The 12,332-nt window shown below is 71.8% G+C and carries 13 protein-coding genes; 7 read left to right on the forward strand and 6 right to left on the reverse strand.

Annotation, left to right across the window (positions count from 1 at the left end; genetic code table 11):
* Positions 1 to 41: 41 nt before the first annotated feature.
* From DEU32_RS11470 to DEU32_RS11490, 5 genes are all read left to right on the forward strand, one after another.
* Positions 42 to 1,358: an ABC transporter substrate-binding protein gene (locus DEU32_RS11470; protein WP_114850653.1), complete on the forward strand. Its 1,317-nt coding sequence runs from the start codon at positions 42 to 44 to the stop codon at positions 1,356 to 1,358.
* A 107-nt stretch (positions 1,359 to 1,465) separates the two neighbouring features.
* The gene (locus DEU32_RS11475) at positions 1,466 to 2,419 is read left to right on the forward strand and encodes a carbohydrate ABC transporter permease (protein ID WP_114850654.1); all 954 of its coding nucleotides are present in this window, start codon (positions 1,466 to 1,468) and stop codon (positions 2,417 to 2,419) included.
* Complete coding sequence (locus tag DEU32_RS11480; protein WP_114850655.1) at positions 2,416 to 3,267, forward strand: carbohydrate ABC transporter permease; 852 nt, start codon at positions 2,416 to 2,418, stop codon at positions 3,265 to 3,267. The genes DEU32_RS11475 and DEU32_RS11480 overlap by 4 nt, the downstream gene beginning before the upstream one ends.
* 35 nt (positions 3,268 to 3,302) lie before the next feature.
* A complete protein-coding gene (locus DEU32_RS11485) occupies positions 3,303 to 4,331 on the forward strand; it encodes a LacI family DNA-binding transcriptional regulator (RefSeq protein WP_114850656.1) in 1,029 nt (342 codons plus the stop codon).
* A gap of 3 nt (positions 4,332 to 4,334) precedes the next feature.
* A complete protein-coding gene (locus DEU32_RS11490; protein ID WP_114850657.1) occupies positions 4,335 to 4,532 on the forward strand; it encodes a LacI family DNA-binding transcriptional regulator in 198 nt (65 codons plus the stop codon).
* A gap of 39 nt (positions 4,533 to 4,571) precedes the next feature.
* Here DEU32_RS11490 and DEU32_RS11495 read toward each other — a convergent pair whose 3' ends face one another.
* From DEU32_RS11495 to DEU32_RS11510, 4 genes are read right to left on the reverse strand one after another with little or no spacing between them, the layout of a single operon-like run.
* The gene (locus DEU32_RS11495; protein ID WP_244289125.1) at positions 4,572 to 5,132 is read right to left on the reverse strand and encodes a GNAT family N-acetyltransferase; all 561 of its coding nucleotides are present in this window, start codon (positions 5,130 to 5,132) and stop codon (positions 4,572 to 4,574) included.
* A complete protein-coding gene (locus tag DEU32_RS11500) occupies positions 5,129 to 6,142 on the reverse strand; it encodes a hypothetical protein (RefSeq protein ID WP_147281456.1) in 1,014 nt (337 codons plus the stop codon). Before DEU32_RS11500 ends, DEU32_RS11495 begins: the two co-directional genes overlap by 4 nt.
* Positions 6,139 to 6,804, reverse strand: coding sequence for a GNAT family N-acetyltransferase (locus tag DEU32_RS11505; protein WP_114850660.1), 666 nt, complete (start codon positions 6,802 to 6,804; stop codon positions 6,139 to 6,141). Before DEU32_RS11505 ends, DEU32_RS11500 begins: the two co-directional genes overlap by 4 nt.
* Positions 6,805 to 6,846: 42 nt before the next feature.
* Positions 6,847 to 7,263 (reverse strand): BLUF domain-containing protein, encoded by a 417-nt coding sequence (locus DEU32_RS11510; protein WP_114850661.1) that lies wholly within the window; start codon positions 7,261 to 7,263, stop codon positions 6,847 to 6,849.
* 154 nt (positions 7,264 to 7,417) lie between these two features.
* On the opposite strand from DEU32_RS11510, the gene DEU32_RS11515 reads away from it, so the two are divergent.
* A complete protein-coding gene (locus DEU32_RS11515; RefSeq protein WP_114850662.1) occupies positions 7,418 to 8,323 on the forward strand; it encodes a carbohydrate kinase in 906 nt (301 codons plus the stop codon).
* Positions 8,324 to 8,463: 140 nt separating this feature from the next.
* On the opposite strand, the gene glgX is transcribed toward DEU32_RS11515, so the two are convergent.
* Positions 8,464 to 10,482, reverse strand: a complete 2,019-nt coding sequence (glgX, locus tag DEU32_RS11520; protein ID WP_114850663.1) for a glycogen debranching protein GlgX — start codon at positions 10,480 to 10,482, stop codon at positions 8,464 to 8,466.
* Positions 10,483 to 11,016: 534 nt separating this feature from the next.
* Between glgX and DEU32_RS11525 the strand changes: the two genes are divergently transcribed.
* Positions 11,017 to 11,277, forward strand: a complete 261-nt coding sequence (locus DEU32_RS11525; RefSeq protein ID WP_141859811.1) for a hypothetical protein — start codon at positions 11,017 to 11,019, stop codon at positions 11,275 to 11,277.
* A gap of 24 nt (positions 11,278 to 11,301) precedes the next feature.
* Here DEU32_RS11525 and DEU32_RS11530 read toward each other — a convergent pair whose 3' ends face one another.
* Positions 11,302 to 12,324 carry a LacI family DNA-binding transcriptional regulator gene (locus DEU32_RS11530; RefSeq protein WP_114850665.1) on the reverse strand — a complete coding sequence of 341 codons (1,023 nt, stop codon included), beginning with the start codon at positions 12,322 to 12,324 and terminating at the stop codon, positions 11,302 to 11,304.
* Positions 12,325 to 12,332 lie beyond the last annotated feature (8 nt).

A 12,332-nucleotide genomic window follows, 5' to 3' on the forward strand; every position in this document is an offset into this window, starting at 1 on the left:
CAGCACCCCCACTCGACGAACACCTCACACCAAGGACGAACATGAAGCACGCATGGAAGGGCGCCGTCGCCGTCGCCGCCGTGGCGGCAGCGCTCCTCACCGGCTGCAGCGACCCCGGATCCGGCACCACGACCGGCTCCGGCTCGGTCACCTGGCCGTCGCAGACCGCCGACCTGAAGGGCACGACGCTCACGATCTGGGCCGCGCAGAACTCGAACAAGACCGCCGACTCGGTGATCAGCGGGTTCGAGAAGGCCACCGGCGCGACCGTCAAGGTCGTCACCATCCCGGACCCCTACGAGCAGGGCGTCCAGACCAAGGTCGCGACGGGCGACAAGCCGGACCTGGCGTTCTGGCAACCCACCGCGTCGGAGCTCACCTCGCTCAACGCGAAGCAGAACCTCCAGTCGCTCGAGGGCGCGCCGTGGACGTCGAAGTACACCGCGAACCTCGCCGACATCACCGGCAAGCTCGACGGCACCCGCTACGCGGCGCTCGTCAGCACGCCGGCCGTCGAGGGCGTCTACTACAACAAGGAGGTCCTCGCGAAGGCCGGGATCACCTCGACGCCGAAGAACTGGGACGAGTTCCTCGCCGATGCGAAGACCCTCAAGAGCAAGGGCGTCACCCCGTTCTACGAGATGGGCGGCGACAAGTGGGCCACCCAGTGGTGGGTGCAGGTCCAGCTCGCCGACGCAGCGAAGGACGGTCTCTGGAAGCAGATCAACACCGGGAAGGAGCAGTTCACCGACGCCACCGTCCAGAAGGCTGTCGACGAGTACGACGACCTGATCAAACAGGGCATGTTCAACAGCGACATCAAGACCGCCACGTTCGAGGACCAGGGCAAGGCGCTCCTCGCCGGTGACGCGGGCATGGTGATCCAGGTCAACTCGTTCTTCAACCAGCTGCAGACCCTGGCGAAGACCGACGAGCTCGACCAGAAGATCGGCTTCTTCCCGATCTCGCCCTCCGGCAACACCGGCACGTTCATCCCCGACCAGAGCAACGCGCTCGTCGCGTTCAAGTCCGGCAACGACAAGCAGGAGGCCGCCGCCCGCCAGTTCCTGTCGTACTGGATGGGGAAGGGCTACGCCGACTTCGTGAAGGACCAGTCGACCGTCTCGATCGAGAAGGGCGTCGACACGCCCTCGACCGTCCCGACCGCCCTCGAGGACGCAGCTGCAGCCGTGCCGTCGTCGGTCGGTTCGATGCAGGCCGAGGCCATCGCGAACCCCGACCTGTACCTCTACCTCGCCGACATGATCCAGGGCACCAAGACCCCGGACCAGGTCACCCAGGCGACGCAGCAGCAGTTCGCGCAGCTCGCCAAGGCGCAGGGCGCCGCGAGCTTCTGAACCCAGTCGGCCGACACCGGACGGGAGGCGCGTGGCGGCCCCGCACCGTGCCTCCCGTCCGTCAGCCGCTCACTCGACCAACGCGCCATCAGCACCACGAGGACCCCATGACCGCACAGCTCACCCCCGGTCGGACCCGGCCGTCCCGGCCGGTCCCGACTCTCTCCGCCGATCCGCCGACCGCCGGTCGGCCGCGCCGCAGCGACCACCCGCTGTGGTTCCTCGTCCCGGCCCTCGCGGTCCTGGTCGTGTTCTTCTTCATCCCGACGCTGTTCAACTTCGTCTACGCGTTCACGAACTGGTCGAGCTTCCACAGCGACATCGCCTTCGTCGGCGGCGACAACTTCGCCGCGCTGTTCCAGAACGGCACCCTGCTCACCGACCTCCGCACGACGCTGGTCTACGCCGTCCTCGTCGCCGTGTTCCAGAACCTCTTCGGCCTCGTCCTGGCCCTGGTGCTCGAGGCGGACACCCGGATCAACCGGATCGCCCGCACTGCGTTCTTCGTGCCGGTCGTGATGTCTGCCCTCGCCGTCGGGTACATCTTCCAGGCCCTGCTCAAGCCGGCCGGCGGGCTCAACGCCATCCTCGGCTTCCTCACCGGCCACGAGGTCACGATCGCCTGGCTCGGCAGCACCACCTGGACGCTGCTCGTCGTCGCGATCATCCACGCCTGGAAGTGGATGGGCCTGTCGATGCTCATCTACCTCGCCGGACTCAAGACCATCCCCGGCGACGTCCTGGAAGCCGCGCGCATCGACGGGTCCGGCTGGTGGAGCACCTTCCGGTCCATCCGCTTCCCGCTGCTCGCCCCCGCGGTGACGTTCAACGTCGCCACCGCCCTGCTCGGGTCGATGAACGGCTTCGACATCGTCCAGGCCACCACCGCCGGCGGACCCGGCGGCACCACCGAGCTGCTCAACATCTTCATCTTCCGGACCTTCGGGCAGGGACTGTTCGCGCAGGCCACCACGATGAGCCTGTCGCTCTTCGTGATGGTCACGCTGCTGGCGTTCCCCGTCATCTTCTTCCTGCGCAAGCGAGAGGACGTGCTCTCATGACCGTCGCGAATCCCGCCTTCCGCCGCCGTCGTCCGGTCAGTCGCTGGCTGCAACCGGTCGTGGTCGTACTGCTCGTCGTCGCGCTGCTCGGGGTGCCGTTCTGGATGGTCGTCGTCACCGCGGGCAAGGACCAGGCCGAGGCACTGAACCCGAACCTCTCCCTGCCGTCACACTGGCAGCTGCTGCAGAACTTCGGCACCGTCCTCACCCAGGGCCGAATGGTCCCCGCGTTCCTCGGCAGCATGCTCGTCATGGTCCCGTCGGTCCTGGGCGTCCTGGTCCTCGGGGCGATGGCGTCGTGGGTGCTCGCCCGCCGGAAGGGCCGACTCGTCTCGATCGTGTACGCGCTCGGCATCAGCGGCATCGTGCTGCCCCCGGCCGTCGTGACGATCGTGCTGCTGCTCCGCCAGCTCGGCCTCGCGGGCACCGCGGTCGGCATGATCGGCGTCTACATGGGCATGTACCTGTCGACGGTGATCTTCTTCGTCACCGGCTTCGTCAGGACGATCCCCGCCGAGCTGGAGGAAGCCGCCCGCGTCGACGGTGCCGGACCGGTCCGGGTCTTCGTGCGGATCATCCTGCCGCTGCTCGGCCCGACCCTGGCGACCGCGACGATCCTGATCTGCCTGTACATCTGGAACGACGTCTTCTACGCGCTGTTCGTCGTCGGCGGCCGGCTCGACACCCTGCCGCTGAACCTGTACCAGGTCGCCTCGAGCGGGCTCTACCTGCAGAACTGGCACCTGATCTTCGCCTACATCATCCTGATGAGCCTGCCGCTGCTCGTCACGTTCGTGGTGATGCAGCGGAAGATCATCGCCGGGATCACCAGCGGAGCGGTGAAGTGAGCGTCATCGTCGGCAGGTCGTATCGTGAGGGGACCATGACCCCGCCGCGCCGCGACAAACCCGTCACCATCAGCGACGTCGCCCAGCTCGCCGGCGTCTCCGTGCCGACGGTGTCCCGCGTCCTCACCGGAGCGGCCAAGGTCAGCGAAGGTCGTCGGTCGCGCGTCCTCGACGCGATCGCCGAGCTCGGGTACCGCCCGAGCGCCGCAGCGCAGACCCTGGCCTCCCGCCGATCGAACGTCATCGGGATCGTCGCCGGGAACACGTCCCGGTACGGCTACGCCGAGGCGATCCGCGGCGTCGAGGAGTCCGCGCGCGCGGCCGGGTTCCTGAGCTTCATCGTCGTGGTCGAGACGGCGGAGCAGGACGACGTGGCCGCGGCGACGGACGCTGTGCTGCGGCAGTCACCCGCCGGCGTCGTCGTCCTGAAGTTCGATCCGCCCGGCGTCGCGGCCCTCGCCGCGCTCCAACCGCACATCCCCGTCGTCGCGCTCTCCGGTGTCCCCGAGAGCGGTGTCCCGCAGGCCGTGCTCGACGAGTCGCACGCGGCCGCGGCGCTGACCCGGCACCTGCTCGGTCTCGGCCACCGCACCGTCCACCACGTGCGGGTCCCGCCGTCGGGCAAGGAGGACGGGCGTACGTCCGGGTGGCGGCACGCCCTGAACGAAGCCGGGATCGCCGTGCCCGAGATCCGCGACGTCTCGTGGGACCCGCGTTCGGCGTACGAGGTCGGTGTCGCCATCGCCGGGGAGTCCGACGTCACCGCGGTGCTCTGCGGCAACGACGAGACCGCCATGGGCCTGATCCGCGGACTCCACGACGCGGGCAAGCGCGTCCCCGACGACGTCAGCGTCGCCGGGTTCGACGACCACCCGCTCGCGGCGATGTTCCTGCCGTCCCTGACGACGGCCCGCCAGGACTTCGCCGAGCTCGGCCGGCACGGCATGGCCCAGCTCGACGCCCTCCTGACCGGGGCCGCGCCGCTCGCGCTCGACACCGTCGACCCGCCCGTCCTGATCCGCGAGAGCACCGCGGCACCGCGCGACGCGGCGCCGCGGGACTGACCGATGCCGTCGTCGGAGCGGCCGACGATCTACGACGTCGTAGCAGCCGCAGGGGTCTCGCACCAGACGGTGTCCCGGGTGCTGAACTGTCCGGAGACCGTCCGGCCCGCGATGCGGACCCGGATCCTGGCCGTGATCAGCTACCTCGGCTACGAACGCAGCCCCGAGGCCGTCCGACTCGGTCGACGGCCGCGGCGCTGAACGGACGTCGGTCTCAGGGGGCGTTCCGACCAGTCCGACTCACTCGCCCGCGTCGGACCGTCCGAGGAACGGCGTCACCCGCCCAGTCCGGTGGTCCTCCCGCAACAGCCCGTACGCCACCGAGTCCCTCGGCGCCGAGCCCTCGACGGGCCACGCCCGCCGGTACTGCGCCTCCTGGACCCACCCGCACCGGACCAGGACCTTCCGCATCGCGACGTTGTCGTCCCGGGTCTGCGCCTCGAGCCGATCGACGTCGGGGTACCCCGTGAACACGGTGTCGGCGAGTGCGCGGACGACCGGCACGCCGAGCCCCCGCCCTCGGGCCCGCTCCGCGAGCCGCACGTCGATCAACGGTGCGCCGTCGTCCAGGTCGTCCAGGGCGACCATCCCCACTGCCGCGCCGTCGGCCTCGACACGGAACAGGGCGTGCGCCGGACCCGAGAAGTCCCCGTCCGCGACGCGCCGCTCGACCTCGTTGCGCGTCGGGGCCGACGTGACGTGGAACGGGAAGCGGTTCGTGGTCAGGAAAGCGACGAGCCATGACCGACCGACCGGGTGCGCCAGGTCCACCGGGAGCAGCGCGACGCTCGGCGCGGTCACGGACCGCACACCGCCCCCGTGACCGGGCACCGGTTCCCGTCGAGCTCGTCCGTGTACTCGTCCCCGTCCCCGAGCAGCACGTGCCGGTACGCCGCGTCACCGATCGGCTCGGCCGACCGGACCGCGGCCCGCAGCACCGTCTCGTCGACCGCGCGCAAGGCACTCACTGCGACGAAGGTGTCCCCGACGACGGCGGCGACCTCGTGTCCGTGCGCACTCGTGCGGACCACGACCCCGTCCGTGGTGGTGCACCCGGTCTCGGGCTCCGACGCACCGTCCGGACCGACGCCCTCGAGCGCCCGTCCGCACGACGGCGCATCCGCGGCAAGGGTGACGACGGTCAGGTCGTCCCCGCTCGTGTTGCCCGGGTAGTGCGCCGGGGAGGCGGGGGACGAGAACACCTGCAGGAAGCCGGGCAGCCGCCGCTCGATGTTCGCCTCGAAGTCGGAGCCGTAGCCCGGCGGCGAGATCGTGACGGGGCGGAAGTCGGCGCCGATCGCGACCTGAGCCCGCGCGATCGCCTGCTGGTCGCGTTCGACCGCGCGGCCGTGCGCCTGCACCCCGAGCACGGTGACGAGCGCGGCGACGGCGAGCACCGCGGTCCCGCCGGCGACCAGCCCTGCGAGCCGCGGCCTTCCGGGGTGCACCAGGAGCGCGGGGACGGCACCGACGACCGCCCCGATCAAGTACGGCAGCGGTGACGGCGCGAGCAGCAGCGGCCCCGGTGCGGGGACGAACCACGGGACGACCTCGGTGACGAGGGCGCCGGGCACCAGCACGAGCGACGTCGTCCCGAGCCACCACGCGCGACGACGACCGGTGCCCACGAACCCGCAGAGGCCGAGTCCGACACCGGCCAGGACGGTCACCACCGGCAGGGCGACGAGGCCCCCCACGCCGGTGAGGAACAGCAGGACCACGCCGACGTGCACGAGGTACGCTGCGCCGATCCCGACGAGCGTCGCCGACACGACGTGCCACCACGGCCTTCCTCCGGAGCGGTCGTTCACGGCGCGCTCGGCTCGAGCGTGACCCACTCCTCGTCGCGGACGTAGCCGAGCGCGGTGTTCGCGGCGATGATCGCCGGGTTGTCGGCGGAGCCTCCGGTGCGGAACCGGGTCACGCCGGCGTCGAGGAGCGCGAGGACCGACGCGGCCTTCACCGCGGTCCCGATCCCGCGCCCGCGGTGGTCCGCGGCGACCACCGTGACGTCCGTCTCCGCCGAAACGGACGCGGCAGCGCAAACGGCAGTGGCATCAGAACCGGCAGCGGCATCGGAACCGGCATCAGAACCGGCAGCAGCACCGCCAGCACCGACCAGCACGTCGACGAACGTCATCGCGACGAGGTCGTCCCCGGACCATGCTCCGAACGCTCGCCGCACCGCCGAGGGCGTCGCGCGCTCGCGGTCGAACGGCTCGTGCCGCGTCGCGACGCTGCCCGGGTAGTGCCCGACGGTCGCCACGTCGAGGGCGAGCACCGCGTCGACGTCGGCGACGTCGAGCGCGCGGACCGGCAGCCCGGCCCGGTCCACCAGGGAGCGGAGCCGCGTCCGGTCGACCGCGTCACCGTCGAGCTGCGCCCCGAACGAGCGCGCGACGACCCGCCACCCCCGCCGTTCCAGCTCGACCCGGCGCGGCGCATCCGCCGGCACCACGACCACGTCCCCCATGCCGCGATCCTGCCACGGCCCGTGGTCACGCCGGGGTCACGATCAGCCGCGGGGCCGGAACCAGCGGATCAGCTCACGGAGCGCCGGCAGCGACGTGACGGAGTCGCCGCCCGCCGCGTCGAGGTCGTCGAAGGTGGTCCGGTACCCGGGCGCCTGCTCGACGTCGGTGTCGGCCGCCGGGTAGCCCATGGTCCACTCCGGGAACTGCCGTTCCTCGATGACCTCCTCGAGCAGCACGGTCACCTTGGTGTGCCGGGCGTCGTGCTTGATGGTGTCCATCTTGCGTCGCACGGCCTGGTCCGGGCCCTCGAGCAGCTGCAGGAAGTAGCCGTTCCGGAACAGGAGCACCCCGGTGATGTCGTTCTCGGCGTTGGCCCGCCGGCTCTGCGCGAGCAGCTGCGCGAGATCGGCGTCGTCGAGCGCGTCGGTGGCGACGCTCGAGTAGGTCAGGGACAGCATCGGGGCTCCATCTCGACGGTCGGGTCGGGTACGGCCGAGTCAACTCCCCGGCGCGCGTCCGGCACACGGGAACCAGGGGACGGACGGGAGGATCGTGGTGCGTCCGTCAGGCCGCTGCCGTCACGGAGCGGGCACCTCTGTCAGGCTGGTCGCCATGAGCAGCGTCATCGTCGTCGGAGAAGCCCTGGTCGACGTCGTCGACCGCCCCGAGGGGCGGTCCGAGCACCCCGGTGGCAGTCCGATGAACGTCGCGGTGGGCCTCGCCCGGCTCGGTCGCCCGGCCCGGCTCGTCTGCGCGCTCGGCGACGACGACCGCGGCGCCGCGGTCCGTGCGCACGTCGAGGCGAGCGGCGTCCGGGTGGACGCGACGGCGGTCCCGCGGACCTCGACGGCGGTGGCGACCATCGCCGCGGACGGCGGGGCCTCGTACGAGTTCGACCTGGACTGGCGGATCGATCCGGTCGACGTCCCCGAGGGCACGCCGCTCGTGCACGTCGGGTCGATCGGCGCGGTCCTGCAGCCGGGTGCCGCGACCGTGCTCGACGCCGTGCGCGCCCGACCCGCCGGCACGCTGCTGTCCCTCGACCCGAACGTCCGGCCGTCGATCACGCCGGACCGCGACGCCGTGCTCGCGACCCTCGAGCCGCTCCTGGCCGAGGCCGACGTCGTGAAGTGCAGCGACGAGGACGCCGCCTGGCTCTGGCCGGACCGGGACGTCGACGCCGTGCTCGACGGGCTGCTCGCGGCCGGTGCGACGCTCGCAGCGGTGACGCTCGGCGGCTCGGGGTGCGCGATCGCCTCCCGGGACGCCCGCCGACGGATCGCCGCTCCCGCGGTGACGGTGGCGGACACCATCGGCGCGGGGGACTCGTTCATGGCCGGGCTGCTCGCCGCCGTGCTCGCGACCGGGACCGCGCCGACGGCCCTCGACGAGGACGACCTCGGGCGCCTGGCCGCGCTCGCCCTCGCGTGCGCCGCCGTCACGGTCTCCCGCCCCGGCGCGGACCCGCCCACCACGGACGAGCTGCCCGCCGAGGTCCGTCCCGACGTGACCCCCTGACGGCCCGAGCCTTCATGGGCGCCACCCCCTGACGGACGGGAGGCACGCTGCCAGCCGGCACTGTGCCTCCCGTCCGTCACCCGGTCCGTGGCGGACCGCAGCCCGTCAGACCGCAGCCAGTCGGACCGCAGCCGGGCAGATCAGACGAGCGCCGTGAACGACGCGTCGCGGACCAGCAGCGTCGTCGCGCCGTCCTCGACGGCCTGGTCGGGGTCGCTCGACAGGCCGAGCGCCCAGCTGCCGCCGCCCGGCTTCTCGGGCAGGGTGAACTCCACCGTGGTGTCCGACGCGTTCAGGAGCACCGCGACGGTGTCGTCACCCTGCTGCAGCACCAGGAGCACCGCACGGTTGCCGCCGTCGGCCCAGTCGCCGTCCTCGAACCCCTCCGCGTCGGCGCGGAGCACCGTCACGGTCGACTCGGAGTCGCCCGGCGCCGTGCGGAACCACAGCGGGCGGAGCGCCGCGTGCTCCCTGCGGAACGCGATCGCCGACGTCGTGAACGCGAGCAGGTCCCGGTCCGCCGCGGCCCAGTCGAACCACGAGATCTCGTCGTCCTGGCAGTAGGCGTTGTTGTTGCCGCCCTGCGACCGGGCGATCTCGTCGCCACCGAGGATCATCGGGACGCCCGCCGAGAGCAGGAGCGTGCCGAGGAAGTTCCGGCGCTGACGGTCGCGGTAGTCGTTCACCGCGCCGTCGTCGGTCGGGCCCTCGATGCCGCCGTTGAACGAGGTGTTGTTGCTCTCGCCGTCGTTGTTGTCCTCGCCGTTCGCCTCGTTGTGCTTCTCGGCGTACATCGTCAGGTCCGCCAGCGTGAAGCCGTCGTGCGCGGTGACGAAGTCGACCGAGCAGAGCGGCGAGCGGCGGGAGCCCTCGTACACGTCGGGGGAGCCCAGGACGCGCTGCACGGCGTCGCCGAGCGTGCCCTCGTCGCCACGCCAGAACGCTCGCAGGTCGTCCCGGTACTTGCCGTTCCACTCCGACCAGTCGGCCGGGAACCCGCCCACCTGGTAGCCCGCGGTGTCCCACGGCTCGGCGATCATCTTCACCTCGCGGAGCACCGGGTCCTGGTGGATGATGTCGAGGAACGCGGAGTGCTTCTCGGCCTCGCCGTCCTGGCGGGTCAGCGTCGTCGCGAGGTCGAAGCGGAAGCCGTCGACGTGCATCTCCTCGACCCAGTAGCGGAGCGAGTCGGTGATGAGCCCGAGCGCCGACGGGTGCGACACGTTCAGGCTGTTGCCCGTGCCGGTCGTGTCGAAGTAGTTCGCCTCGTCGCCCTCGACCAGGCGGTAGTAGGCCTGGTTGTCGATGCCCTTGAACGACAGCGTCGGGCCCATGTGGTTGCCCTCGGCGGTGTGGTTGTAGACGACGTCCATGATGACCTCGAGCCCGGCGGCGTGCAGCGCCTTCACCATCGCCTTGAACTCGGCGACCTGCTGCCCGGCCGTGCCCGAGGACGAGTACTCGTCGTGCGGCGCGAAGAAGCCGATCGAGTTGTAGCCCCAGTAGTTCCGCAGACCCTTGTCGGCCAGGGTGGAGTCCTGCACGAACTGGTGGGTCGGCAGGAGCTCGACGGCCGTGACGCCCAGGTCGGTCAGGTGCTTGATCGCGGCGGGGTGCGCCAGACCCGCGTACGTGCCACGGATCTCCTCGGGCACGTCCGGGTGCTGCTTCGTGAAGCCCTTGACGTGCACCTCGTACACGACGGTGTCGGCGTACGGGGTGCGCAGCTGCGTGTCGCCGTCCCAGTCAAAGTCGCGGTCGGCGACCACGGACTTCGGCATGGCGCTCGCCGAGTCGGTCTCGTCGAGCTGTTCGGGGGCGTCCATGTCGTGGCCGAACAACGCCTGGCCCCACTCGTAGGTGCCGTCGATCGCGGTGGCGTAGGGGTCGAGCAGGAGCTTGGCGGCGTTGTGGCGGAGGCCGTTCGCTGGGTCCCAGGCGCCGTGCACGCGGAAGCCGTAGCGGGTGCCGACCGTCACGTCGGGGACCACGTCGTGGAAGGTGTACCCGGTGCGGTTCCGCAGCTCGGTGCGGTGCTCGGTGCCGTCCTCGTCGAACCGGCAGAACTCCACCCGCTCGGCGGTGCTGGAGAAGAGGGCGACGTTGGCGCCGCCGTCGACGAGCGTGACGCCGAGCGGCGTGCGGGAGGAAGTGGTCATAGTGCCCTTCTAGTGGTGGGCGACTGTGTCCTCGTGGCGGCTGCGTACCCCGGGCCGCCGGCGTCCGGGTGGCCGGGGCGTGCGGCGCGTCGGGGGCGGTGCCCCGCGGCGCCGACGGGATGCGGTCGGGACGCTCTCGGGTCGGTCCGCCGAGGTGCTGGAATTGTGGCACCTCGGCGCGACACCGGCCGTGTCGCGCACCCTCGGCGGTGCGCACGCGGTGGGTCGTGGCACCTGGACGTGCGCGCCGGGGCGCGTCGTGCGGGCGGGCGCGACCCCACACCGGACGGGAGGCGCGGAGCGGGGCCGCCACGTGCCTCCCGTCCGATGTCGGGATGCGCTGGGACGTTCCTGCCCATCGCAGCCGACATGGGTTGCCGATCCGCGCGTGGCGGGGCGGAAGGACCTGCGCACCACGCGCGGATCGGCTCCCGATGCGCGGTTCGGCGCCCGGTGCGCGGAACGGCCTCCGACACGCAGAACGTCGGCGGGGATCGCGTAGCATTCGAACACACGTTCGAACAGGAGGTCGAGATGATGCTCACGCACGAGGTCGCCACGGTGTGGTGGGAGCGCGGCGTGCCGGACCGGATGGTGTGGCGCGACCGGCGCTGGCGGGTCAGTGACAGTCCCACGCGGCTCACCGCGACGGCGGAGTTCCTGCCGTCGGCGATGACCCACGCGCCGGAGCGGACGGTCGGGTGGCGGTTCCAGGTCAGCGCCGACGGGGACGCGGTCGTGGTCGACATCGTGCCGGAGGGCGACGGCTGGGTGGTCGCGCGCACCTGGCGGTGATGCGGGTGGGGCGTGCGCGGGTGGCTACGCGCTCCCGCGCCAGACCACCTCGGTCGGCAGGATCAGACCGTGCGGGCCCTCGTCGGTGCCGGCGATCTGCGCGAGGACCTGCTGCGCCGCGTGCTCGCCGAGGGTGCGAGCCGGCTGCCGGACGGTCGACAGCGGAGGGTCGCAGCGGAGCGCCCACGCACTGTCGTCGAAGCCGACCACGCCGACGTCGCCCGGCACCGATCGGCCGGCGCGCTGCAGGACGTCCATCGCCCCGGCGGCCACCGCGTCCGACGCCGCGAAGACCCCGTCGACGTCGGGGGCGCGGTCGAGCAGCTCCCGCATGCCCTCGACGCCCGCGGTGTAGCTGAACAGGGGGTTCCTGGCCACGAGCGACGGGTCGAACCGGTCGCCGAGTGCGGCGGTGAAGCCCTCGAGGCGGTCCTGCCCCGAGTCGCGGTCGAGTCCGGACGCGAGCATGCCGATGCGCTGCCGACCGGTCTCGACCAGGCGTCGGGTGATCTGCTCGGCGGCGGCGCGGTTGTCGATCGCGATGTACGAGGTGTTCGGGGCGTCGGACGGGTGGCCGACGAAGCACGCCGGGAGTCCGATCTCCTCGATGGCCCGGGTGACGGGGTCGCCGTCCCGGGCGGAGAGCACGATCGCGCCGTCCACGAACCCGCCGCGCAGGTACTGGACCACGCGCTCGTTGTCCCGGCCGGAGTCGACCATGATCGTCACGAGCTGCTGGTCCGCCTCGGACAGGACCGTGTTCGTGCCGATCAGGATGTTGCCGATGTTCGGGTCGTCGAGCACCTGGACGCTCGGCTCGTGCACGATGAGCGCAACGGCGCCGGAGCGGCGGGTGACGAGGCTGCGGGCCGCAGCGCTCCGCACGTAGCCGACGCGGCGGACGGCTGCCTGGACGGCCTCGCGGGCCTCGGCGGAGACGTACGGCTCGTCGTTGAGGACGCGGGAGACGGTGCCGCGGGACAGGCCGGCCTCGTCCGCGACGTCCTGGATCGTCGCACGGGTGCGTGCGGCACGGACGTCGGTCATGGCGCAAG

It is taken from the genome of Curtobacterium sp. AG1037 (assembly GCF_003349855.1).
GTDB lineage: Bacteria > Actinomycetota > Actinomycetes > Actinomycetales > Microbacteriaceae > Curtobacterium > Curtobacterium citreum.